The sequence below is a fragment of the Bartonella sp. 1-1C genome, assembly GCF_002810325.1.
GTDB classification, from domain to species: Bacteria; Pseudomonadota; Alphaproteobacteria; order Rhizobiales; family Rhizobiaceae; genus Bartonella; species Bartonella rochalimae.
This window is the reverse complement of the sequence record NZ_CP019489.1, coordinates 381,072-404,572: the sequence shown is the minus strand read 5'-3', so window position 1 is coordinate 404,572 and position 23,501 is coordinate 381,072. Positions and strand designations below refer to the sequence as shown.

Sequence of the window (23,501 nt, the reverse complement as noted above, 5' to 3'; positions counted from 1 at the left end):
ATGACTATACAAAAAAGTGTTACACATAAATTGCTTATCCCTATTACATTTGAAGGAAAAGAACACACAGAAATTACCTTAAACCGCCCTAAAACAAAAGATTTGCAAGCCATTGATAAAAAAGAAGGCATAGAGCAAACAATCGCTATGATTGCACGCCTTTCTGAATGGCCGCATGACGCTATCAGTGAGCTTGATATCAATGACCTCTCGAGCATTGGAGAAATTTTAGAATCTTTTATCAAACGGCGGGAAACCTCGACTGGGAAACCGCCGCTAAACTGATCGCCGATATTGCCATTGTATTCCATTGGTCCCTTTCAGAGATGATGGAAATGGAACCAAGAGAATTGCTCTTTTGGCGAAAACAAGCAGCAGAAAGGTATAAAACAAAATGAGTAAAAAAGTTGCTGATGCAAAGGTGAAATTGTCTCTTGAAGACAAACTCACCGCACCTTTAAAACGTGTGCAAGAGAAATTCAATAAACTTTCAAAAACATTATCCCATAATTTGGGTATTCCGCGCTTTTCTGCTGCTGTAAAAAATATGACAAAAAGCCTTCATGGCGTTCAAGGGGCTCTTGGTACAGCGACAAGCCGTGCTTCGGTCTTTACCGGTGTCTTAGGGCTTGCTGGTGGTGGTCTTATGGCCAGTCTCACTGCTGTTACTATGAAAACCATGCATATGGGTGATAGTCTACACCATGCATCACGCCATTTAGGGATGAGTGTTGCATCACTTCAATTATGGGGTGATGCAGCCGATAATTCAGGATATTCTGCCGAACTCTTTCAACAATCCCTAGCCACTTTAAATAGGCGTTCAGCACAAGCATATGCTGGACAAAAAAGAGGCATTATGGGCTTTGAGGCACTTGGTATTTCGGTCAAAAACGCTTCTGGAAAACTCAAATCAAACTCTGTCTTACTGGAAGAAATTACCAACAAGATGAGTAAGATGAAAAATCAAGCGCAAAGACAGCATATTGCTGCTCTGCTATTTGGTGGTGACGGCAAGGAAATGGCGGCCATGCTTGCACAAGGGATGGAACCAATCAAAGAATTATTTGCAAAGGCAAAAAAAGGAAAATGGCTCATAGGAGCCGATGTCGCACGCTATGCAGCAGATTTAAGTGACAAGCTTGGTGCTTTTAAGAAAAAAATAGGCGGTATCGCAAACTTTATTGGCGCACGCTTCATGCCCGTGATTAATGATTTAATTGATGCTTTTTCAAAGTTAATTGATGAAAACCGTGACCTTATCCAAACAACCATTACTGGATGGGCAAAAACCTTAAAACAAGTTTTGCAGGATTTACTTAATCCTACCTCTGATTTAAGAAAAGGCATCAGTGATCTCACAGAGAAGACTAAAAGCTGGTTCCAATGGCTAGAGCCATTGATTGGTGAAATAACCCTCTTTAAAGTGGGTCTTGTAACTCTTGGTTCATTTATTTTTGGTCCACTCATTGCTGCATTAGCCGCAGCGGGAGCAGCTTTTGTTACCCTTGGCTATGCAATCATGACTACCCCCATAGGCTGGATACTTGGTGGTATTACGGTGCTTATTGCTGCTGGATATCTGCTCTACAAAAATTGGGATACGGTCATAAATTTTCTAAGCAAAATATGGGATTCTTTTGCCAGCTTATGTAGTACTGTTTTTAATAACCTCTTTACGCTCTTTAAAACCTTTTCGCCGCTCTATTGGATAGCGAAAGGAATCAATGAACTCATTAAATGGTTGCTTGGTGTTGATTTAATGGCAGCAGGAGCTAATCTGATTAATGGACTTTTTGAAGGCATAAAAAACAAGTGGGATGATCTGTATAACTGGTTTAGCAACAATATGGATGGATTAACCAGTTGGATGCCAAACTGGATGAAAGAAAAGCTAGGCTTTAATGTTTCAATCAATAAAAGTTCAACCCAGACCATTAAAACCTTTACCAATGAAGCTAAAGCCCCTGTCAAAAGAATGCTTGATACAGCAATTGTCCCCTATTCTCCACTTGGAAGAAGTAAAAGCAGCTCCAATACAGGCATAGTTGAAACAGGACAAATGCAGGCTAAAAATGTAAAAGTTGAATCTTTCAAGGTTCCAGAACCTATTACAGTTCATAAGCCGGTAGAAGTAGACGCCCGCGTGGTGATTTCAAATTTAAATATTTCCGTTCCCAATGGTTTAAAGGACGAAATCCGCACCGCCGTAAATCAAGCCCTTGAATACTATGCCAAACAACAGCGCTTGGCTATAGCTTCTAGTCTTTCGGATTAATCATCATGATGTTAGCTTTAGGTGGTTTTATTTTTTCCATTGAAACAGCTGCTTATCAAACACTTGATATGACCTATGACATCCCATGGGTTGAACAAGGGCGTTTAGGACGCAAAGCTGCTCTTCAATTGCCAGCTGCTGCCAATACAGCATTTTCTTTAACAGGTGTGGTTTATCCAGACTTTAAAGGAGGTTATGGACAAATAGAACATTTACGACAAATGGCACATAATGGTCCTCACATCCTAGTGACAGGTCAGGGGAAAATTTTAGGCAAATTTGTCATACTATCTGTAAAAGAAAAGCAAAGCATTTTTCACCAAAATGGCATGCCTAAAAAACAAGAATTTACCGTAAATTTGAGAGAATATGGTGAAGAACTATGAGTGATCTTTACGTGACCAAAGAAGGCGATATGGTGGATGCCATTTGCTGGAAATACTATGCCAAAGGTCAACAAGCCCTTGCTGTTGAACGCGTCTACGCGGCTAATTTTGGTCTTGCAGACTATGGACCCATTTTAAAAGCAGGTATCACAATATTCTTGCCATCCCTCCCCTATCCTAAAGCCACACCTGTGATCAGAATTTGGGGTAATAAACAATGAAACCTTTTTGCAAAGTGATGGCAAATGGAGAGGACATTACACGCATACTTATGGACTATGTTTTATCAATTGAAATTATGGATGAAGCAGAAGATAAAAGTGACCGCATCACCATAGAGCTTGATGACCGCGCCCGTGAGTGCGATAATGGCTTTCTTGACATTCCTCTCATTGGAACAGTCATTTCTGTCACTCTTGGCTATGAAGGCGTTAAAAACCGTGATATGGGATCCTATCTCATTGATGAAATCTCTGTAAGCAGCCCACCACAAACCTTAAGTGTTACAGGACACGCTGCCTCCATGAACACATCTTATAGAACACCTAAAAGCCAATCCTATCACCAGAAAACTTTAGGCAATATTATTCAAGAGATAGCACAGCGCAATGGCTATACACCAAAAGTTGATCCTGCTCTTGCAAAAATTGTTGTGCGTCACATTGATCAAACAACAGAAAGCGATATGGCTTTTGCCACACGTCTTGCGGAAGAATATGATGCAGTAGCGAAACCTGTTGATGGTAAATTAGTACTGGCCAAACGAGGTGAAGGCAAAGCTATAACTGGTGAAACCCTCCCCGTTGTTATCATTCATGAAAAACAATGTACCTCTTGGAATTTTAAATATAGTTCACGGGATGAAGCCGGTATGGCTAATGGCTTAAAAACAGATGTGGGGGATGATCAAAAAGCTGCTGCCAATGCACGAGAAGCCGAAGAAATTGATGAAGGAGAAGATGTTATTCATATGGATGAAAATGACGTCCCCGCTTTGCCTGAAACAGAGACGGCAGCAGAAACACCTGAAAAGCAAGAACAAGAAGAAGAGAAAAAAGGAGGAGTTCTTGCAACCTATCACGATATCCGCAGTGGTGAAAAAAAGGAAGTCAAGGTTGGTAAAAAACCTTTTCATGAACTCAAATATACCTACCATAACCAATCAGAAGCTGTTGCGGCCATTGCTGCTTATCGCAATAAATCATCACGTGGAAAATCTTCCTTTTCGTGTGATATCGGTGGGGACCCATTTGTACAAGCAGAAGCAAAACTGATTCAAGATCCCCCTTTTCGCCCCTATATTCCAGCAGAATGGCGTATCAAAAGCGTCAAACACAAACTTGATAAAATGGGTGGATTTACAACAAAAATAGACTGCGAACTTTTTGATAAAGAGCAAGAAGACGCTGCAAAAAACGTTGCAAATACCACACCAGACAAAGATGATACCCTTGATCCAAACGCCCCACCAGATGCTTCATACGAAGAAGATGAAGGCGTCATCCATATGGATAAATATGAGTGAAAGCGTATTTGCTACAGATATTTTTTCATCTGCAACGCAATAGCTTTAATAACAGGAACAGACACACTATTTCCGAATTGGCGGTACGCTTGCGCATCAGATACAGGAATCTGATAGCTTTCGGGAAATCCTTGTAAGCGTGCGGCCTCTCTTGGAGTTAACTTTCTGGGATTTTTATTATTCTGCATGATGAGTATTTCACTCCCGTCTTTGTAATAACGGGCAGAAAGTGTATTTGTATATGGTGACTCCATATTGAAAAGGCCATAACCAAACCCCTTGCCATTTAATTTGTTCTGAGCTTTTCTTCGTTGGTGTCCATGCCAAAGAGTATTACTAATTGTATATTTTTCATCAACATCATTATCTAAAATATCCCCTACTCTTGTTTTAATATTCATAGGAGATGGAAATTTAAAATTTGTAGAATGATCTAAAAAACCAACTATATATATGCGTTCACGATTTTGAGGAACTCCAAAATCTCGTGCTTTTAAGATATCATAAAAAACTTTATAGCCACTTAATTGCAAATGTTCTACGATCCTAGAAAGAGTACGTCCTTTATCGTGCCCCTTTAATTGCTTAACATTCTCCAATAAGAATGCTCGAGGTTTCCTATGCGATAAAATTCTATTGATATCAAAAAATAAAGTCCCACGTGCATCTGCAAATCCTTTCTTCAAACCTGCTTGCGAAAAAGGTTGACAAGGAAAGCCTGCTAATAAAATATCATGTTTTGGTATTTCTTCTTCATGGATCTGGGTAATATCTCCATGAACGTAATCATTGTTAAAATTAAGCTTATAAGTTTGGATAGAGTATTTATCAATTTCCGATGTAAAAATACACTGAGTGTTATTCAAGCCAAATGCAGATTCGAAGCCTAAACGAATTCCACCAATACCAGCAAATAAATCAATTATCCTATACATCTTACTGATTTTTCCAATAATTAAAAATTTCAGGCAGTTCTTCCAAAAAATACGTTTCAAAATCTATGACACTGTGGTTATGTAGCACTTTTTCCTGTTTTTTAATCGTGTCGAGTACAACAAGAACAATATTGTGCTTATTCATTTGTTCAATTTTATTTACAGATATATCACTATCAACCGTCAATAAATGGATATTAGGAGCTTGGGATCTTGACAACTCTTCAATAACTTCTTGCCAACGTTCACGCAAAGTCGTTTTCATGGTGCCAATAACAGTTTTACCGCGTCTTTTCTCAAAACTCTCTACACTAGGTAAAACAGAATCGACCATTTTGCCCAAACCTGCTTTTTGAAATAGATCTTTTGCAACTTTTCTTTGAGCATCAAAGCTATAACCAAAATGATTATATAAAAAATAAATGATATCTTCAAATGTTTTTCCCGCTCTTGAACGGCGTGACTGTGTATTGCTAAGACACAATGCATAAATATATGGAATGATTTTTTCTGCATATTGGCCAAAACAATTTACTAGCTGCTCGTTAAATTTTTGAGAATCGCAAACGTTAAGTTGAAATAATTTCAAACTTAATTCAGAAATCACTCTTTTAGGCATTTCAAATTGTTGGCTAATTTCCATCAAAATAGCAGAATTGAAAGCAGATTCCTGTTTTAATAATGCTGAGTACGATAGTTCTCTCATATGAAAAATTGTTTTAGAAATTTTATTTTTCTCGAGGAAATCATTGATAATTTGTTTATTTTCCTGTGCTGCTTTATATACAATATCATGGACAGGCAAAATTAGCTCACTTCTTTTTTTTTTGAGAAAGTTTCCAAAATTTCTTTTTTCTTCCTCATCAAGCCCACAAAAATCCTCTAAGCTTTTGTATCCTACCACAGTCATTACATTAAATCCCACAATTAGAAATTAACTGATTAGCAGATTCTAAATTTTAACCAATAATATTTTTTGATCAGCTACATCTTAAAATTTCGTTCTTTAGGGTAAATTGAAATTAATTTTCCAATCCTTTTTAGTTTGAAATTCGTAGAAAACCATTGTCTAATTTGGCTAATTCCATCTCAACATTAAGTTTTTAAAAAACAACTTTTCTCTTCTGTTTTTTTTGAAAATGGAAAGAAATTTATTTTTAGATTTTCACTCAGCCTCACCTTATGTGGGGCTTTTTTTATGGAGAAGTATATGCGAAAAATATCATCAGAAGGACTTGCACTTATTAAACAATGGGAAGGCTTGCGTTTGAACGCCTATAAAGATGCTATTGGGGTGTGGACAATTGGTTATGGACATACAAACAGTGCTGGAAAACCTCTTGTTTATGAGGGCATGACAATCACTGAAAAGCAAGCAGAAAAACTTCTTTGCAAAGACTTAAGACAATTTGAAAATGCTGTTGAACGCGCTGTTACAGTTCCATTAACGGATGAACAATTCGCGGCATTAGTGTCCTTTTGCTATAATGTAGGAACAACAGCTTTTTCCAATTCTACACTGTTAAAAAAGCTTAATAAGGGTGAATATGAAGCAGTGCCATCCGAATTACAGAAATGGACAAAAGCCGGTGGTAAGCGTTTGCATGGTCTCGTACACCGGCGTGCAGCAGAAGCAGGCCTATGGGCGAAAGGAGCTTATGTTTCTTCTAATTATCAAATAGTAGAAATGCAAGAACCAACAAAATTTTTAAAAGCAGAAATTCTTGCTCCAATCATAGCTTCTTTTTCGGGAATTGCGGAATTGTTAGAAGAGAGTGGACCTACGCAATGGGTTTTAGCAACGATTATAGTTCTTGCGTCCTGTGTGGGGTTAATCTTGATTGCTAAGCGCTTACGGGAGGAACGTTTGTGATCTTGTGGGGAAAAAAATATGGTGTGGTGGTGATGGCGGCTATAGCCGCTTTTTTTATAGCCTTAGTAAGAGCTTTTCGTTTAGGCAAGAAGACTGAACAGCAAAAACAAACAGAAACCATTGTCAAGAGAGCAATAACACGGCTGGAAATAGAAAATGAAGTTAATAAGAAAAGTGATGCTGATGTGCGTGCTGCTCTCTCTGACTGGTTGCACGACAAATAAATATGTTTCTTCTTGTGTCGGTTGGGCCCCCATTTATTTAAGCCAGCAAGATCTAAACGCCATCAGCTCACACTTAGCAAGAGAGATTTTAAAGCATAACAAGCAGGGTGAATACTTGTGCGGATGGAAACATAGTTAGAAAAATCCGAAAAACATACATTACACAGATGAAACAGCGGTTTTTAAAACATTGAAAAATTATCATAAACGCAATTCAGAATGTGACCCAAGCCGTAAAAGTTCTAATATTTCGTCATCAGGCTTTCGGTAGATCAAAACCAAATCTGGTTTGATATGGCAATCACGACAGTTTTGCCATTGACCTGTTAGTGCATGATCTCTCCACTGCACTTTTAAGGGTTCGTTTTCCGCCAATAATTTGATCACAAGCAGCAAATCCGTCTCTAATGTATCAGCATATCTCCCCCTACTTTCACGTTTAAGATCACGCCGAAAAGACTTAGTATAAACAATATCCCGTATAGCTAACAAAGATTATTTTGCAGATTTACATACTTCAGCTTTATCCTCACAAATCATGGCTCGCAAGTCATCCAATGACGTACGTTCGACACGTCCCATCTCAGCATCTTCGATAGCCTGCAATGTTTCTGGATTGGGTTGAAAGAGATCAAGCGGCAATGCTTTATCTCTAGCAATGCGGGTCATAAACATACGTACCGCATCTGATACAGTCAAACCCGTGGATTTGATAACTGCACTTGCAACTTCCTGAATTTCATCAGGTATGCGTGCTTGAATTTTACCCATTTGCTTAAATCTCCTATTTATTTGTACTACAATGTACTACACGTAAAGCTCATGTCAAGAGATTTATCTAATATTCCCCTCCCCACCTTTAAAAATGGGGAGATAAATCATGCTTTTACACTTAATCAGCTTTTACAATAGATCTTTCTAAGACTTTTTGTGCTTATTCTTAGATTTTGCTCGCCTTATAGATGCGACAGATAATATCATTGCACACATGAAACATGTGGTTTTCAAAAATTAGCCTTTAAAGTAAATTGTTTCATGGATTTCAAGATTCTAATAGCGTATACTAGGGTATGACTAGCTTTGAAATTTTGGTTCTTTGAAAGCAAGAAGAAAATCAGATCTTATAAAACAACACGCTTGTATAGATCAGGAGGGGGGATAATGAAAACAAATTTAAGTGGCCGCGTAAAAAATACAACTTTACCAGACAATCATGCTCTGCTGCCTCTTTTTGAAGCAGTTGTAAATTCTATTCACTCCATTGAAGAAAGAGGAAATGATTTTTCCTCAAGCTACATTATAATTTCAATCATAAGATCGGACCAAGTTTTACTACCACTTGAAAAAGACAAAGACACTGAAAAAACAGAAATTATAGGTTTTAAAATAATCGATAATGGTACAGGCTTTAATGATGATAATTTTCAATCATTTGAAACTTTAGACTCAGATTATAAAATAGAAAAAGGTTGCCATGGTATAGGACGACTTTCATGGCTGAAAGCTTTTGATAATATAAAAATCAGAAGTATTTATGAAACAGATGAAGAATTAAAAGGACGGGCATTTCTATTCGATGCTGTTGCAGGTATAAAAGCATTAGAGGATTTTCAAGACAATTGTACACAGAGAGAAACCGTTGTTGAATTAAAAGATCTGAAAAAAGCCTATAAAGGCCATATTCCTAAAACGCTACAATCTATTGCAAAAGCACTTTTAGAACATTGCCTCTGGTATTTCGCAAGAACTGGTGGTTGTCCCTCTATAACCATTGAAGATGACTCGGAAAAGATATTGTTGAATGATCTATATGAACAATGCATGCATGGAGCCGTTTATAATGAAGAAATAGAAATAGAAAATTATAATTTTTCTATTATGCATATTAAATTTAGATCCTTACCTTTAGACAATCAGGCTTTATATTTTTGTGCAGGCAATAGAGTTATTACAAAAGAAAAATTATCTAAGAAAATTCCGGGTATGCAATCAAAACTACAAGATGATATGGGTGAATTTATCTACTCTTGCTACATAAGCTCCCCTTTTTTGGATAAGAAAGTACGTCCTGAAAGAATAGGCTTTGATATTGAAGAAAAGATTGAAGATACAGAAGAAAATTTATTTGAAAGAATAAAAATATCATTTCCGACAATACGGCAAGCTGTATATGAAAAAATTCAAAAATATTTAGCTGTAGAATTAAAGAAAAACATTCAAAACAGTAAAGAGATAATTGAAAAGTTCACACATAAAGTACCGCGTTATCGTCCACTCTTAAACTATTTAAAAGACAATGACTATATGATTTCTCCTACAATAAAGGATTTAGAATTAGAGCTATATTTGCATGAACGTTTTGCTAAAATAGAAAATGAAATTTTAAAAAAAGGTCATAATGTTTTAGCAGTTCAACAAGGAGAAAATTCAGCCAGTTATACTGCAAGAATTAATAAATATGTAAATACTGTAGGTGATCTTAAAAAGTCCGATTTGGCAAATTACTTATTCCATAGAAAAACGATTATAGAACTTTTGAAGGAATCTTTAAATTCTCTTTCTGAAGGTGATAAAAAATATGTTAAAGAAGATATTATTCATCAACTCATAGTACCTATGAATTGTGATTCTAATTCCATAGCTATGAATAATTGTAACTTGTGGTTAATAGACGAAAAATTAGTATTCCATGATTATTTAGCTTCTGATCTCCCATTAAAAAAAATGCCTATTACAGGATCTACGGAAAAGGAAAGGCCTGATATATGTAGTTTAGAATTGTGTAATAATTCTATCTATTGGAATCCTTTATTGGTATCAGATAGCAAAGAGGATGCGTCTTCTAAGTTGGCATCTCTGACTATAATTGAAATTAAGCGTCCTATGAGAGATGATGCAGAATTTGGTACCAAAACAGATCCTATTAAACAGGCCATTACTTATCTAGAAAAAATTCGTAAAGGTGAAGTATATACCCCAAAAGGGCGTCCAATAAATTTGGATGGAAAAGTTCCTGGTTACTGTTATATCATCTGTGATATAACTGAAAGAATAAAAGAGTGTTGTAGACTTTGGGATTTAACAAAATCTGGGGATCATATGGGATATTTTGGATATCACAATAGCTCTGAGTCCTATATAGAGGTGATTTCATTTGATAAGCTCATAGCTAATGCAGAAAAAAGACATCAACGCTTCTTTGAAGCTTTAGGATTGCCATTACGATAAAGAAATAGTAGCTATATTTTTGATTGAATAAGTTTTGAACATTTTATTAAATCTCTCCTGTTATAAATGCAGCCCACTGTTCCAAAAGAGCATATCGTTGTTCTAAAAAATCTGTTCGCATATAAGCTTTTGTTACTGAACTCCCAACTGAATGCGCAAGAACAGTTTCGGCAATCTCAAATGGTGTGGATGTTGTCTCTGCTATCCAGTCTCGTAAACTTGAGCGAAAACCATGAGGTCTATAATCAAAACCTTTGTCTTTCATGAATTTAGAAAGTGTTACATCAGATATAGGCTTTCCAGAATTCCCAGCAAATAAAAAACCATTTTTTTCTATTTTTTTTGCTTTTTCAATAACAGCAAGCGCTTCAGCTGTAAGCGGCACACGAAAATCAGAAACCTTTCCAACAATCCCCTTCATATTTTCTTTTGGGATAATCCATATTGATCCATAAATCTCTTCTAACCGAATATGCCTAATTGGCATAGAACGAACACCCGTCAAAATAAGAAGTTTTAAAGCTAGATTTGATACAATCTCATCATTTAAAGATTGAAAAAATTTAGGCACTTCTTTCCACGGCATTGCTGGAATATTTTGGGTATTTTGAATAAACTTTCCTAATAAAGCTTTTGCTTTTGGTATCAATTGCATATCCACATCTATACCAAGTGCCGCCGCATGTTTTATAGCTATATTCAAGCGGGATAGAGCTTTACTTGCTGTTTCGTTTTTTGTCTTCCAAATGGGAGAAATGCATCCTTTTATATCAACTTGTGTCAATTCAGTGATTGGCATATCACCAAGTTTAGGAAAAATATGTAACTCAAGAGGTGTTAACCACCTTGCTGCTTTTCCTTCATTTTTCAATTCGTTTTTTTTCGCTTCAAAAGCGCTAGAGGCAATTTCTCGTAAAGAAATACCACCCCCTGCCCGACGCAAATATTCTTTTTGTTTTTGGCGAATTGGGTCAATTCCTTGATTTAAAAGATCACGACAAGCTGAAGCCTTGAGCCGTGCCTCTTTTAAAGATACATTGCGACAGGAACCTAATCCCATTTCTCGTCGTCTTTTATTGAGATCAAACCTAAAAACCCATCGTCCTTGATCTGGTTCAGTTTTGATAAGCCACAAACCAGCTCCATCAGCATATTTGCCTTTAGATAGATTTTTTACAGATAAGACAGATAATCTATCACGCGTTCTTATTCTCCGAACCACCTTTTGAACCACCTTTTAAAAACCACCTTTTGAACCACCTTTTGAATTGCGCTTGGAGCACTTTCATCTGGTACCAAGATTATATACAAAAGGCAATTTAATAAATAAAATAAAATAAAAACAAATAGTTATTAAACAGAAAAAAAGATAAACCGCGCTATCAGGTGATATTATAGAGAGTTCTAAGGGAAGAAAAAATTGGTGCACAAATGGTGCACGCCGTCCGCACCATTTTTCGATAATTATTTTTCAATAAGTTGATTAAATAACAGAGCTCTTTTTGCCAAACTATCACAACAGTATTAAATAGAATTATAATTCTGCAAAATTGTAAATCAATTTAAGTATAGTGACTCGGTTTATATTTATCACGTACTATAGAACATCTTTTGTATCAGAAATAGCTTTGAACAATACTATTCATTTCTAAAAATGAGGGCATATTGGTTCAGAGGATAACATCACTAGCTTTATAGGGTGATCTTTTTGTTGCAAAGAACATTTTAATCAAATTCTATTTTAGGATATTGATTATACAAAATCTAATTTTAGTGATATTGTCATAAGTAATCACACAAAATACTTTTATGTATTGAAAGATGATGTCTTTTAAATCTCGTTTGTCCTCAAATTGATAATACAATGTGTTACAATTTCCTCACCTTTTTTAAATATAGAGAATCTATATGAGAAGTATTTTTATTTTTTCACAATTTAATAAAAAACTTCCTTGTATTTAATTCTATTAAATGAATTTAATACACTTATATCACGAATACATTCAATAATCTTTTCTTTTGAATCTGCAAGCTATTTTATAATTTTTAGTTTATCCTTTTCTTTCAAATGAACATTTTAATGCTTCTAGATTTATTGGTGTAATTTAAAAGCGCCACAAATTCTACGAACAGTAAATAGTTATTTTCAGAAGATTCTTTTGTTCCTAACATTCCTTTAAGTTAATGGAAATTAACTCGATCTTTTCTATTAACTCCTCTGTTTTATGCAGAACGCAATACTAAAAGCTCCCCCAAAACAGATTAACATCATTAATGTAAATTTAATAACATCATTATATATTCAAGCATGCAACGGCTAAACTCTTTAATTTTTTGCAGAAAAGAAATAGTTTCCACAACCCATGCTAATAATTCAGCGTTCCTTAAATGCTTTCTTCTCAGCACAGATCATTGTATAACTTTATTAAGTAATAAAAACTACCCTTTAACATGGGAGATATAAACACCTCACAAAAGACTCATCCTAAATTTGTATATTTTTTAAGATTGATAATTTGATTCAAGATTTATATTTACCTTATCAAAGATTTATATTCATTAACTCTTTTTTTATGTAGCGAACAAGATACCTTTTTATTATCTATCATGACTGAATTCTTATCAAACCTCTCCAAAATAACTTCGCCCTTCTTGTTAATAATTTCTCGTTTAGCTTTCGGATTTGATTCTATATATTCATTAAGGCGGGTTATGCTCTGCGTATGTTTGTAAAAAGCGGCTGGAAGATACTTATCTAGCTCATCATAAGATACAAAAAAATCTGATTTACATAAGACATTGTTAATATTATCTCTGTGTAGTTTTTCTAATTTGTCCGCTTCACGATAAAGCTTTTTAGCTAGAGCCAAACTAAAAATCCCACATTCAGAAGCACTCCGTTGAATATCCATTTCTGCTATAGAAAAATGACAATTAGGTAATTGACTCTCTTCAATAGCCATTTTTACTCTCATTGCTAGTACCGCCGGCTTCATATGCTTGAATCCTACAGTTTCAAACAATATCAAAGATACCCTGTCATTAATAGTTTGATGATCGAGTACTGCAAAATGGATTTTTTCATCTCCTAGACTAACTATTAATCTAGAAGATTGAATCTTATCATCTATTGTGTTTTTTATTAATATAGGAACATCCTCAGGGGTTGCAGAAAACTTAAGGCTCATCAGTGGATATTTTTTATTTGCTTTCTCTATCAGAGAAGGCATCATTGCAAAATCCAACTCTCCATAAAGCGTATCATACCAACTACCATGCGTAATGTCGTTTTCCAGACGCATAATAGTGGTTTTTAATGGCTCATCTTTCCCAAATATAAAATTGTGCTTTCTTCTAAGTACAGCTTTTTCTTTTTTTTCAAACACAACATCGTTTTTATTTTTTTTATGAAAAACTTTTCCTAGTAAATCTCTTAATCTGGACATATATTAATTTCCATATCTAGAATTATTATCATAATAGTAAACCTTATTTATGACTTTAAAATGTTGTGCATTAATCTCCTGTTCATTCTAAAAAAATGAGGTGATGAAATTATTTTGTAAAAACTAAGCTGCTTTCTAAAGGAAGATCTGAATTTTCAGAACAATCACTTAACTTTCACTAAAAAGCCTTACTATTATAGATATTGAAAATTGAGCTGTACGCTAGAGCATCTTTTTACTCTGCTTCAAGCTTAGCATGAATAATACTCACAAAATCAAAGTTGCATTCAACCAGACCATATATCGTGTTTTCAAATCTGAATAAATTACCTCTTTTCAGCTAAAACATTTTTGCTTGTGTCAGGCATTTCAAGCAGTAGCGCAAAACTTTTATATTAGGATATATTAAGACCATCTTCACATCTTATCTGAAAGACAAAAAAACATCAAATCCCTCATGCAAACTATGACCACTAAGTTTTTTTTTAAATACGTAATTTTATTCAGAAAACCAGTCATTAATAATCTCGTAATATATAAAATAGAAAACACGGGAATACTTGTACTCTTCAAAGGTTTCTATTTTCTCATTCAATATCTCAATAGCCCTTTGTTATATCTTCAACAGAACAATTAGTAATTTGTTATCATTATAATGAACAGACTGTGTTCGTAAATAGAGCCTATCTTCAAGCTCTTCATGCTGATATATTACCAAGAAAGCTTTGTGTGTTTGTTGCTAGCCTTTCAACTGCTGATCCTTATTCAAAAATCAATGTTCTTAGAAATTTAGAAGAGCGTGATCGTACTAATAAAAGAATAATTTTTAGAATCTTACTCAAAAATGCTAATCATATTTAAATTATGAAAAGCGATTTCATAGTTTGCTTAATCCAAATAAGAAAAGAGAAATGCATTGTACGGTTAACTCTGAAATAAGTTATAAATTTTAGGAACCTGAAGACGGCACAAGAGAGAGCTTAAAGCTACCAGTATCATGATATTTATAAGATTGTAGATTATAATAATAGGATATAGCTATATAAATAAAAGTGTAGATTTATGAAGAAGCAAGCGCTAGAAATAAACTTAAATACAAACCGCTCATCAATGAAGAAATAAAGATCCTATAAAATCAAATTATTATTAATTTATTTTAGTTGGTTATCTTGGAACTAATCTGAAAGGAAAGGCAATAACTCCCGCTGTAAAACTGTGATTTTTTACATAGTAATTTCTCATAGCTACACAGATAAAAACTAATTGGAAAATTAAAAAACAGAAAGGCGATAGTATAATTTCTCGAAATAAATAAACTGGCTCCCCCTCGTCATTGCATCTAAAAATCTTAAAGAGTTATTAGTATTGATACAGCTAAAGATATCATTACTGCATGGTTTAAGAAATCAATTCCTAAAACATTAGGAATCGCTGCATCTCATTTTTACAAAAATCTTAATCAGAAATATTAAAGCAACTTACTGTTGCAAAAAAGTTATATAATACTTCAAAAACTTTAGATGCATAGAATAAAAAATGAGAAACAAAACTTTAGATTATAGAGTCTATCCTATTCTCATTGTAATTTTTCAATTCTTCTTCAGCTTTTATACTTATAAAGTTCTATTTTCTAAGCTAATAATTAATTTTTTCGAATGATTTTTTAAAAATCTTTATGGAATAATCAATAATGTATATTAAAGAAGGATCTTCCTAAACTAGTTTTATGGATTTGATACATAAGCATAATGAAATACTTTAAGTAGTTTTCTCGTCACCAGTGCCATTTTGTATAAATTTTCCCTTAACATAATTTTAAGGCTACTTTCAAACTATCTTTTTAATACCACCATAACATCATTAAATGGATTCTAATCATGTAAAATCGCAGATTAACATTCCCCTCGGCACTTCTAAATTTTTTCTGTTTAAATAAAATCAAGAGTGCTACCTGAATTTTTCAAGTTGCCTAACACTCTTTCTTTGAATTCAACAATAAAAGACTAATCATAGCATTTCTCTTCATATCTTAAATGAGATAATACCTAATACTTAATCCCCCCTGACTTTGAGAGTTCTTTAAAAAACTCCTATAAATGAAATGGAAGAACACATTTTAACAAGCTATAGCTGGCACCTTTAAAGCATTCGCTCTGAGTACTCGTATTTTCTTTTGTATTTCTTTGACTTCCCCAATAGTTTTTATAATTGCCTTTGCTTTACTTTCTGATACGCTAATACTTTTAGCGAGTTCTTCATAGTTATTATCATTGATTGCCTTACATTCACGTGGTGAAAGGCGAGAATTAACTTTAATGATAAAATCAGAGATACTTTCATTAAGAAATGAAAGACTCCGTGATTTCAAAGATTCTTCCCGCATATCTTCTGGCATATCGAGAATGCATTGCACTTCCTTGCTAGGCATTTTTACCACCTGTCCACAACGCTTTTGTCTTTCTTTATACTCCTTTAAGATTTGATTTCTAGAATCTTCTACAATATTTGCATAATTTTTAATTTCATTACTAAGTTTACAAACACTTTCATTAGTAGTTTTAACTTTTTTATTTATGAAATACTTTTTGTTATCACAACATGCCATAATCTGTTCAGAAAATATCTCCCCCAAATTTGGATCCATATCAATCATGTTTATTATTTCGTTCAATTTATCTGAACGTCCATAAATAAATCTTGCACAATGCTGGATTTTATCTCGTTGCTCTCGAACAGAACTACATTCCAAAATTTTTTCAATCATTTCATCTTCCCTCAAAGCAGCTAATTTTTCTTCTGGGATAAAAATTTCTTTAAGCTCTTTAGTATCTAAAGCTGTAAAAATGAAATCACTACCAAGTTTGAATGTCCTTAATTGTTCTGGTGCAATGGAATCTTTATTAGAGAGGATACAAGTATCTCCCGCTTCTATTACAATAAAATCTGAAGCAAGAAATTTACCAATCCCCTTATAGGTTTCACCTTCTCTCGCTACTGTAATCAACTTTTCACTCGCATCAAAGATATTATCTTCCTTTGCCTTTCTTATGAATTGCTTTAGAATACGCGCCTTTTCTGGATTGGAAATATCTTCAAATAAATGTTGCAAAGGCTCCATATACGCGTTTTTTGTAACCTCAACACTCACATATGTCATGCGCTTTGTTGTTGTGGCGGAAAAGTCAAGTTTATAGCCGACAGATCTAGCAAGCTTTACAAAAAACAATCTTTGTACGCGTCCATTGCCTTCCCTAAAAGGGTGAATATAATTGATAGAACCAAATATTCTTGCTGCATCATGAACAAATTCTTCACGCGACAAGCCTCGTAAATAATTCTTCTCAGCTAGTTTCTGATCGATGAAATCTAAACCTTCCTTAATCTGTGGACCAAATGCAAAACCAAAATCGGAATCAGACTTTGCCATGGAGGGCATCACAACGTTTGTACCATCTGAAAGTGTAAATGGAACATCACGGGTGCACCCAGCCCATTCTAATGCATGCTGAAATAAACGCTTGTGCAAATACTTTAGATAAGAAGAATCAAACCGCTCTGGAGCAGGTTCTTCCAGAATATTAACAGTTTCCTTTGATGTATCATGCGCCATTCTCTCCTCGAACTCTCGAAGATCCATAATCCCATATTTATTCTTCAACACTACACTGTCAGGATAGACATAATTCTTAGGCGAAGGTACGTTAATATCCCCCAACGTTATCATCATTTCACTTTTCTTCATAACAACACCTTGATAATTTAGATTTATAAAATACCCCCATATATCTTCATAAAATTTTAAATCTTTTAAGATAATAAAATACACCTTTCCGTTTACAATAAAAACTCATGATCTATACTCATTAATTCGTAACATAATTGTAATTTGTTATATTGAGGTGTTAAAAATTATAAAACCATCAGTTAATATTTTCATAGGCTCCGGCTCTAATTTTCTTTTTAATTCGCTTGTATAAAAAAATATATATCCTTATACTGTACCGATACTAAGCACTTAATTATGCTAAATATTTTCCTAATTTACAAACAAAGTGGTATAAAACCAAGCGAATTTTCCAAAATTAATAGATCTTAATCTATAACTTTTTCTTCATTCATATTAGCTAATAACATCTAAGAAATTTTATCATCTCATTAATGATTTATATTCAGTAATCCTTTTTTTGTGTGCTGATGCAGACATATTTCTACCTCTTTTTACCATTGTATGTCTTTCAAACCTCTCAAAAATGGTTTCATTTTTTTTGTTAACGATTTCTTTTTCAGATCCTGGATTTTTTTTCACATATTCCTCAAGACGTCTAAAACCTTGCACATGTTTATAAAAGTCAATTGGAAGATATGTATCCAATAAATCATAAGATAAATAAACATCTCTATCCCACCGATCACCTTTAATATTATCTCTATGCAGTTTTTCTAATTTATCAGATCGAAGATAAAGTTTTTTAGCGAGAGCTAAACTAAAAATTCCACATTCAGACATACTTCGCTGAATATCCATTTCTACAATAGAACAATAAAAATCAGGCAATTGGAAACCTTCAATGGCTCTTTTTACCTTCGATATTAGTACAAAAGAAACCTCATTATTACATCTTGTGCACTCAAATAATACAAAGGAAAGCTTATTGTTGATAGTTTTATGATCAATTACTACAAAATGGGGCATAGCACTAGTCAGTACATTCACTATAAACCTCGAAGATTGAATCCCATCACCGATTGTTTTTTGCATAGATGCGCCCAAATCTTTCAATGTCGTAACAAGCCTAAGATTCATCTCTGGGTATTTATTGTTTGCCTGTTTTATAAAGCAGGCATCATTTTAAAATCGATATCTGAATAAATTTCTTCTATCCATTTTCCATTAAAGATGTCATTCTCCAAACGAATAATAAGATCTTCTAATGTCTCATTTTTTTCAGTGATTAAAGAGTCATTAGCCTGAGTAATTGGACTTGATGACTGCAACATAACACAAACCTCCATATCAAAAACCCAGATCAAACAATTGAGTTTTGCACTCAAACTAAAGATACTTCGTATTAAAACCTCATATGCTGAAAAGTAACAACGATAAAATGCACAGAGACAAAAACGTCATCTTCGATAAAACTGTTCAATGAGCTAATCTAAAATTCAAAATTTATAAGCTAAACCAAAATAAAAGGCATTGCTTTTATAGCTAAATTTTATCTTACTATTTACCAATTCCTTTCTACCAAAATCTGAATAATTGTATTCTGCACGTAAAATAAAATTATCAGTTATTGCAAAATCTAAACCACCACCAATGGTATAACCAACCATTGTATTTACATTGGAAGTTGATGATACAGGGAGCGGCTTTTCTGATAGACTGCGTATCGATGAATTATTGTTTGATGCCACCAAAAACTTTGAATAAGTACTCCGAAACTGTGACAAAGAAACACCACCAGCAACATAAGGCATAACGCGATCAAAACTAAACCCCACACGCCAACGTATAGCACTAAGCCATTTTTGTTGTAAGCTTTGTTTTATACCAAAATCTACCTCACCCCCCCATTACCATATTTTAAATCAGCTTGTAAAGAAGCAATAACATCAATAACTTTTGTATCCTTTACGCCAGACCAATCTACATTGGTATCACAGCCCACAACAAAAATATTGTGAATATTAATATCTAAACCCGCATAAAGACCACCTACAACACCTGAGAGCTTAGGTGACGATTGATCTTGAAATATAATGTTACGCTCTACATTATTTTCGTCCATAATACTCGACGTAATCGGACCTGAAAAACCACCAATTCTCGCACCAAAATAAAAACCTTGCCACGAAAAAGCAGACGACAAAACAAAAGGTGAATCAGTATGTGATTGATAAGGAATCACAAAATCTGTTGCTTGGGCTATAGAAATTGAGAATAATGTAAAAACAGATGCTGTTAAATATTTCATACAACAACTCCGAAACAAAACTTTAGACACATAATGTTACATATTTCTTTCAACAAATCTGCAGCAAAAATAACACAATTATAGAAAATAATTAAAATATTGCTGAATTTATAGCTTCCTATAGTTCTATAATAAAGCCATCAGGCATTAATCAATATTATTTTTATTTATTAATAACATATTGATTTCTAAAAATATAATATAATATAATTACAAAATGTTTTTAAGTGCTTGAGGTAATTAAAAAAAGCATTACCTATGCTTTTAATTATTAGAAATTAGAAGGTTTTTAATTTAAAATAGATATATTCCAACTACAACTAATCTACTTTTAGAAAAAACGTTATCTGTCAGATCTTAATTAAAGCAGCAAGCAGTAATTTTATAACTAAATAAGAACTCAAATTGTTACACAATAAATAATACTTTTCAACAATGACATAAGAGTATTTAGACACTAAATACAATCCATCGTTACATTTTCTTGAATAGATAACTTATACCAATAACCGAATGAAACGCTGAACAGTTTCATGCATTCCGTATTCTAATGCATCAGCAATAAGTCCGTGGCCAATAGAAACTTCATTAATCCAAGGAATCCGATTAACAAGAGCAGGAAGATTAGCAATTGTTAGATCATGACCTGCATTAATATGTAATTGTAATTCCCTTGCTTTTTGCGCTGCCAAAACTAATTTATCTAACTCCTGTGTTTGCTTTTCTTCATCATCAAACGCACCACCATAAGGTCCAGTATAAAATTCTACATAATCAGCGCCAATAGCTTTAGCAATATCGAGATCATCTAAAACCGTATTAGCAAATAACGACACACGAATATTTTTTTCTTTTAAGCGCTGAATAACAGGCGCTAAAAATTCTGCACTGCTAACAAAATCCCAACCGTGATCGGAAGTTGACTGATCTGGAGAGTCAGGAACAAGAGTAATTTGATCAGCATATTTTTCTGCTAAGTCTAAAAATGTATCACTTGGATAACCTTCAATATTAAATTCAGCATTAGGAAAAGCATCATTCATTAAAAAACGTATTTTTGGTAAATCAACAAAACGGATATGTCTTTCATCCGGACGTGGATGTACCGTCAAGCCTGCTGCGCCGGCAGAAAGTGCTATATATCCAATGTTTTCAATGCTTGGCCATGGAAGATCGCGCCTGTTGCGCAAAACAGCAACAGCATTAAGGTTAACTGAAAGTTTTATTGCCACAAACTATCCCACTTCTATAATATTCTGATATTAAAAAAACATATCTAAGCACAATATCAAACAATAAAATATTCTTGTACTACCGAACAATTGTTAAGCGCTCTGCTGCACGTGTAATTCCTGTATAAAGCCATCGTGCGTACATATCGCGAAATGCAAAACTTTCATCAAACAAAACCACATTATCCCATTGAGATCCTTGAGCTTTATGAACAGTCAAAGCGTATCCATAATCAAAATCATCATATCGTTTTTTTAATTGCCACGAAATTTGATTATCAGGATTCTCAAAGGTTGCTTTTAAAAGCTTAACTTTTGCTACACCACGTTCACTATCTTCTGGCTTAATAATAAGATTTATACCTAGTTTAACAGTTTCTTTCTGTGAAGTCAGAACTTTCCATAAAGAACCATTCAATAAACCTTTAGTAGGATCATTTCGTAAGCACACAAGTTTATCTCCAACCTGTGGATAATCCGTTGTGAAGCCCTTTAATTCACGTAAACGTTTATTATAAAGATAACGCGTTCGATTAATACCTACTAAAAGTTGATCAGCTTCCAGTACTAATTGTTGGTTAACCTCTTCACGAGTAATAACACGTGCTAAACCATAATCTCCATAAGAAATATCACGTCCCTCACGCACATCCATAGCTAAACGAATAATCGGATTATCACGCGCTTGTCTATGAATTTCTGATAATAGAAAGTCTGGCGCGCTTTCAGAAAAAAAACCTCCTCCCGATATGGGAGGTAACTGACTAGGATCACCCAGAACTAGAATTGGTGTTCGAAAACTCATTAAATCACGCGCTAATTGCTCATCAACCATTGAACATTCATCAACAATAACAAGTTTAGCTTGTACAACTGGACTTTGTCGATTCAATGCGAATGTTGGTGTAAGGGATGTTTTACCTGTTACTTCATCAGACACTTCTTCTTCACCGCGAGGGCAATAAATTAATGAATGAATGGTGCGAGCATTACTAGCACCCTTAGAACGTAAAACTTGGGCTGCCTTACCTGTAAATGCAGTAAATTGAACAGGACCATCAACTGTTTCAGCAAAATAACGAGCAAGTGTTGTTTTTCCAGTTCCTGCATAACCAAAAAGACGAAAAATAGGTGATTTCCCATTTTTCAACCACGCGGCTACAGCCTTTAATGCATTATCCTGTTCTGGTGAAAACTGCATAACCTATAAGATAAGATTCGTACAAAAAGTGCAAGCACTCTAAAAACTAACATTACTGTGAGTAAAAAATTTTATACGCATAATATTTGCTAAGCTAAAATCTATTATTGTTACACCTGTATGCATATTTGAAATCGTTGCTAAATAAAGCAACTAAAATAAAATATTTTAAATCTTAATTGTCACGATTTTCTTTCTTCATTTAATTATCTTTAAAAGAAATTTCATCTAAAATACCCTCTTATCTTTAAGCTATCTTCAAGCTTTTAATATTTTTATGCAGCGATAATTTTCCATTCTTCATTTAATTGGTTACGAAACCAAGTCATTTGCCTTTTTGCATATCTCCTAGTTTTTGTCTTCGCTGTCTCAATAGCATTCTCAAAACTTAAATATCCGTCTAAATAAGCTATAAATTCGGGTAAACCAATAGCTTTCATCGCTGGTAATAAAGGAGAAAGCATAAGCTGCTTTATAATAAGAACCTCTTCTAAAACTCCTTGTTCAACCATACGATCCAATCTCTTATTAATGTTTTCATAGAGCTGTTGACGCGGTGGAATAAGAAGAATCTTTTCTGAGCAATCCTTTGCAATCAAAGATTTTGTTTCTTGTTTTTGCCACCAACTAAGTGTTTTACCCGTCACATCATAAACTTCCAAAGCACGTATAATGCGTTGACCATCTTGCGCACAAATACGCTTAGAGAGCTCAGCATCAACCTGTAATAACTGACGATATAGATTCTCAACCCCCTCTTCTTGAAGTCGATGCCGCCACTTTTGTTGACAAACATCCGGAATATCAGGAATTTCTGAAATTCCTTCCAAAAGAGCACGAAAATAAAGACCTGTTCCACCAACAAAAATAAGTGACTTCGAAGTCACTATATTTAAAAGCTTTTCTACATCACGCAACCATTGTCCCACAGAATAACTAACAGAAGGACTTACATAACCATAAAGATAATGAGGAGAAATTATAATATCATCTTCTGTTGGTCGTGCTGTTAAAATATTTAAAGTATCATAAATTTGCATTGAATCAGTATTAATAATGACAGCATTTTTTTCTTGAGCTATTTTTAACGCAAGTTTTGACTTACCGCTTGCAGTTGGCCCCGCTATCAATGTGATTGTCCTTTGTGTCATTAAAAGCAATGCCTTCATCTTTTTCTGCAAATGTCTCTGTTGACGAG

The 23,501-nt window shown here is 34.2% G+C and carries 25 protein-coding genes; 11 read left to right on the top strand and 14 right to left on the bottom strand.

Translation table 11 applies throughout. The features are described from left to right. The 6 genes from B11cv2_RS01655 to B11cv2_RS01630 are packed head-to-tail and all read left to right on the top strand — an operon-like array spanning position 1 to position 4,189. A complete protein-coding gene (locus tag B11cv2_RS01655; RefSeq protein WP_100693042.1) occupies positions 1–285 on the top strand; it encodes a phage tail assembly protein in 285 nt (94 codons plus the stop codon). Further along, a complete protein-coding gene (locus B11cv2_RS07600; RefSeq protein ID WP_371410321.1) occupies positions 234–398 on the top strand; it encodes a GpE family phage tail protein in 165 nt (54 codons plus the stop codon). Before B11cv2_RS01655 ends, B11cv2_RS07600 begins: the two co-directional genes overlap by 52 nt. Further along, entirely contained in the window at positions 395–2,278 is a 1,884-nt protein-coding gene (locus B11cv2_RS01645) for a phage tail tape measure protein (protein WP_100693041.1), read from the top strand. Before B11cv2_RS07600 ends, B11cv2_RS01645 begins: the two co-directional genes overlap by 4 nt. Before the next feature lie 5 nt (positions 2,279–2,283). After that, positions 2,284–2,664: a phage tail protein gene (locus tag B11cv2_RS01640; protein ID WP_100693040.1), complete on the top strand. Its 381-nt coding sequence runs from the start codon at positions 2,284–2,286 to the stop codon at positions 2,662–2,664. Further along, positions 2,661–2,885 (top strand): tail protein X, encoded by a 225-nt coding sequence (locus B11cv2_RS01635; RefSeq protein ID WP_100693039.1) that lies wholly within the window; start codon positions 2,661–2,663, stop codon positions 2,883–2,885. Before B11cv2_RS01640 ends, B11cv2_RS01635 begins: the two co-directional genes overlap by 4 nt. Then, positions 2,882–4,189: a contractile injection system protein, VgrG/Pvc8 family gene (locus B11cv2_RS01630; RefSeq protein ID WP_100693038.1), complete on the top strand. Its 1,308-nt coding sequence runs from the start codon at positions 2,882–2,884 to the stop codon at positions 4,187–4,189. The genes B11cv2_RS01635 and B11cv2_RS01630 overlap by 4 nt, the downstream gene beginning before the upstream one ends. Before the next feature lie 11 nt (positions 4,190–4,200). Here B11cv2_RS01630 and B11cv2_RS01625 read toward each other — a convergent pair whose 3' ends face one another. Beyond that, complete coding sequence (locus B11cv2_RS01625; protein WP_100693037.1) at positions 4,201–5,124, bottom strand: DNA cytosine methyltransferase; 924 nt, start codon at positions 5,122–5,124, stop codon at positions 4,201–4,203. A gap of 1 nt (position 5,125) precedes the next feature. Beyond that, positions 5,126–6,028, bottom strand: coding sequence for a type II restriction endonuclease (locus tag B11cv2_RS01620; protein WP_199570342.1), 903 nt, complete (start codon positions 6,026–6,028; stop codon positions 5,126–5,128). A gap of 306 nt (positions 6,029–6,334) precedes the next feature. On the opposite strand from B11cv2_RS01620, the gene B11cv2_RS01615 reads away from it, so the two are divergent. From B11cv2_RS01615 to B11cv2_RS07480, 3 genes are read left to right on the top strand one after another with little or no spacing between them, the layout of a single operon-like run. Beyond that, on the top strand, positions 6,335–6,997 hold the full coding sequence (locus tag B11cv2_RS01615; RefSeq protein ID WP_100693035.1) for a lysozyme: 663 nt from the start codon (positions 6,335–6,337) through the stop codon (positions 6,995–6,997). Then, positions 6,994–7,221, top strand: a complete 228-nt coding sequence (locus B11cv2_RS01610; RefSeq protein ID WP_100693034.1) for a hypothetical protein — start codon at positions 6,994–6,996, stop codon at positions 7,219–7,221. The genes B11cv2_RS01615 and B11cv2_RS01610 overlap by 4 nt, the downstream gene beginning before the upstream one ends. Then, the gene (locus B11cv2_RS07480; protein WP_100693033.1) at positions 7,154–7,360 is read left to right on the top strand and encodes a hypothetical protein; all 207 of its coding nucleotides are present in this window, start codon (positions 7,154–7,156) and stop codon (positions 7,358–7,360) included. The genes B11cv2_RS01610 and B11cv2_RS07480 overlap by 68 nt, the downstream gene beginning before the upstream one ends. Before the next feature lie 62 nt (positions 7,361–7,422). Here B11cv2_RS07480 and B11cv2_RS01600 read toward each other — a convergent pair whose 3' ends face one another. Together B11cv2_RS01600 and B11cv2_RS01595 are read right to left on the bottom strand one after the other, a co-directional pair. After that, on the bottom strand, positions 7,423–7,704 hold the full coding sequence (locus tag B11cv2_RS01600) for a type II toxin-antitoxin system YafQ family toxin (RefSeq protein WP_100693929.1): 282 nt from the start codon (positions 7,702–7,704) through the stop codon (positions 7,423–7,425). Between the two features lie 12 nt (positions 7,705–7,716). After that, complete coding sequence (locus B11cv2_RS01595; RefSeq protein ID WP_100693032.1) at positions 7,717–7,992, bottom strand: type II toxin-antitoxin system RelB/DinJ family antitoxin; 276 nt, start codon at positions 7,990–7,992, stop codon at positions 7,717–7,719. 390 nt (positions 7,993–8,382) lie between these two features. On the opposite strand from B11cv2_RS01595, the gene B11cv2_RS01590 reads away from it, so the two are divergent. Continuing rightward, the gene (locus B11cv2_RS01590; RefSeq protein WP_100693031.1) at positions 8,383–10,449 is read left to right on the top strand and encodes a hypothetical protein; all 2,067 of its coding nucleotides are present in this window, start codon (positions 8,383–8,385) and stop codon (positions 10,447–10,449) included. A gap of 46 nt (positions 10,450–10,495) precedes the next feature. Here B11cv2_RS01590 and B11cv2_RS01585 read toward each other — a convergent pair whose 3' ends face one another. Both B11cv2_RS01585 and B11cv2_RS01580 read right to left on the bottom strand, forming a co-directional pair. Continuing rightward, positions 10,496–11,671 carry a site-specific integrase gene (locus B11cv2_RS01585; protein ID WP_245406987.1) on the bottom strand — a complete coding sequence of 392 codons (1,176 nt, stop codon included), beginning with the start codon at positions 11,669–11,671 and terminating at the stop codon, positions 10,496–10,498. A gap of 1,312 nt (positions 11,672–12,983) precedes the next feature. After that, complete coding sequence (locus tag B11cv2_RS01580) at positions 12,984–13,895, bottom strand: YopJ/AvrA family T3SS effector serine/threonine acetyltransferase (protein ID WP_100693030.1); 912 nt, start codon at positions 13,893–13,895, stop codon at positions 12,984–12,986. Between the two features lie 666 nt (positions 13,896–14,561). Here B11cv2_RS01580 and B11cv2_RS01575 point away from each other — a divergent pair. After that, positions 14,562–14,756, top strand: a complete 195-nt coding sequence (locus B11cv2_RS01575; protein WP_100693029.1) for a hypothetical protein — start codon at positions 14,562–14,564, stop codon at positions 14,754–14,756. A 1,255-nt stretch (positions 14,757–16,011) separates the two neighbouring features. Here the strand turns inward: B11cv2_RS01575 and B11cv2_RS01570 are convergent. The 8 genes from B11cv2_RS01570 to miaA form a co-directional block, all read right to left on the bottom strand. Next, positions 16,012–17,637, bottom strand: a complete 1,626-nt coding sequence (locus tag B11cv2_RS01570; protein ID WP_148664923.1) for a BID domain-containing T4SS effector — start codon at positions 17,635–17,637, stop codon at positions 16,012–16,014. A gap of 405 nt (positions 17,638–18,042) precedes the next feature. Further along, positions 18,043–18,699, bottom strand: a complete 657-nt coding sequence (locus B11cv2_RS01565) for a YopJ family acetyltransferase (RefSeq protein WP_100693027.1) — start codon at positions 18,697–18,699, stop codon at positions 18,043–18,045. 26 nt (positions 18,700–18,725) lie between these two features. Then, positions 18,726–18,893, bottom strand: a complete 168-nt coding sequence (locus B11cv2_RS07570) for a hypothetical protein (protein WP_305764467.1) — start codon at positions 18,891–18,893, stop codon at positions 18,726–18,728. Between the two features lie 165 nt (positions 18,894–19,058). Then, positions 19,059–19,445: an outer membrane beta-barrel protein gene (locus tag B11cv2_RS01560; RefSeq protein ID WP_100693026.1), complete on the bottom strand. Its 387-nt coding sequence runs from the start codon at positions 19,443–19,445 to the stop codon at positions 19,059–19,061. A gap of 8 nt (positions 19,446–19,453) precedes the next feature. Further along, complete coding sequence (locus tag B11cv2_RS01555) at positions 19,454–19,870, bottom strand: hypothetical protein (RefSeq protein ID WP_100693025.1); 417 nt, start codon at positions 19,868–19,870, stop codon at positions 19,454–19,456. A 497-nt stretch (positions 19,871–20,367) separates the two neighbouring features. Continuing rightward, complete coding sequence (locus B11cv2_RS01550; protein WP_100693024.1) at positions 20,368–21,102, bottom strand: pyridoxine 5'-phosphate synthase; 735 nt, start codon at positions 21,100–21,102, stop codon at positions 20,368–20,370. 79 nt (positions 21,103–21,181) lie between these two features. After that, a complete protein-coding gene (locus B11cv2_RS01545; protein WP_100693023.1) occupies positions 21,182–22,303 on the bottom strand; it encodes an ATP-dependent RecD-like DNA helicase in 1,122 nt (373 codons plus the stop codon). Between the two features lie 275 nt (positions 22,304–22,578). Continuing rightward, the gene (miaA, locus tag B11cv2_RS01540) at positions 22,579–23,454 is read right to left on the bottom strand and encodes a tRNA (adenosine(37)-N6)-dimethylallyltransferase MiaA (protein WP_100693022.1); all 876 of its coding nucleotides are present in this window, start codon (positions 23,452–23,454) and stop codon (positions 22,579–22,581) included. Positions 23,455–23,501: the final 47 nt, after the last annotated feature.

Excerpts from the sequence above, each read along its gene's own strand:
- B11cv2_RS01570 (WP_148664923.1), bottom strand. The coding sequence starts at position 17,637 with ATGAAGAAAAGTGAAATGATGATAACGTTGGGGGATATTAACGTACCT.
- B11cv2_RS01630 (WP_100693038.1), top strand. The coding sequence starts at position 2,882 with ATGAAACCTTTTTGCAAAGTGATGGCAAATGGAGAGGACATTACACGC.
- miaA (WP_100693022.1), bottom strand. The coding sequence starts at position 23,454 with ATGACACAAAGGACAATCACATTGATAGCGGGGCCAACTGCAAGCGGT.
- B11cv2_RS01590 (WP_100693031.1), top strand. The coding sequence starts at position 8,383 with ATGAAAACAAATTTAAGTGGCCGCGTAAAAAATACAACTTTACCAGAC.
- B11cv2_RS01545 (WP_100693023.1), bottom strand. The coding sequence starts at position 22,303 with ATGCAGTTTTCACCAGAACAGGATAATGCATTAAAGGCTGTAGCCGCG.
- B11cv2_RS01565 (WP_100693027.1), bottom strand. The coding sequence starts at position 18,699 with ATGAATCTTAGGCTTGTTACGACATTGAAAGATTTGGGCGCATCTATG.
- B11cv2_RS01555 (WP_100693025.1), bottom strand. The coding sequence starts at position 19,870 with ATGAAATATTTAACAGCATCTGTTTTTACATTATTCTCAATTTCTATA.
- B11cv2_RS01580 (WP_100693030.1), bottom strand. The coding sequence starts at position 13,895 with ATGTCCAGATTAAGAGATTTACTAGGAAAAGTTTTTCATAAAAAAAAT.
- B11cv2_RS01655 (WP_100693042.1), top strand. The coding sequence starts at position 1 with ATGACTATACAAAAAAGTGTTACACATAAATTGCTTATCCCTATTACA.
- B11cv2_RS01640 (WP_100693040.1), top strand. The coding sequence starts at position 2,284 with ATGATGTTAGCTTTAGGTGGTTTTATTTTTTCCATTGAAACAGCTGCT.
- B11cv2_RS01635 (WP_100693039.1), top strand. The coding sequence starts at position 2,661 with ATGAGTGATCTTTACGTGACCAAAGAAGGCGATATGGTGGATGCCATT.
- B11cv2_RS01625 (WP_100693037.1), bottom strand. The coding sequence starts at position 5,124 with ATGTATAGGATAATTGATTTATTTGCTGGTATTGGTGGAATTCGTTTA.
- B11cv2_RS07480 (WP_100693033.1), top strand. The coding sequence starts at position 7,154 with ATGAAGTTAATAAGAAAAGTGATGCTGATGTGCGTGCTGCTCTCTCTG.
- B11cv2_RS01645 (WP_100693041.1), top strand. The coding sequence starts at position 395 with ATGAGTAAAAAAGTTGCTGATGCAAAGGTGAAATTGTCTCTTGAAGAC.
- B11cv2_RS01615 (WP_100693035.1), top strand. The coding sequence starts at position 6,335 with ATGCGAAAAATATCATCAGAAGGACTTGCACTTATTAAACAATGGGAA.
- B11cv2_RS01595 (WP_100693032.1), bottom strand. The coding sequence starts at position 7,992 with ATGGGTAAAATTCAAGCACGCATACCTGATGAAATTCAGGAAGTTGCA.
- B11cv2_RS07570 (WP_305764467.1), bottom strand. The coding sequence starts at position 18,893 with ATGTTGCAGTCATCAAGTCCAATTACTCAGGCTAATGACTCTTTAATC.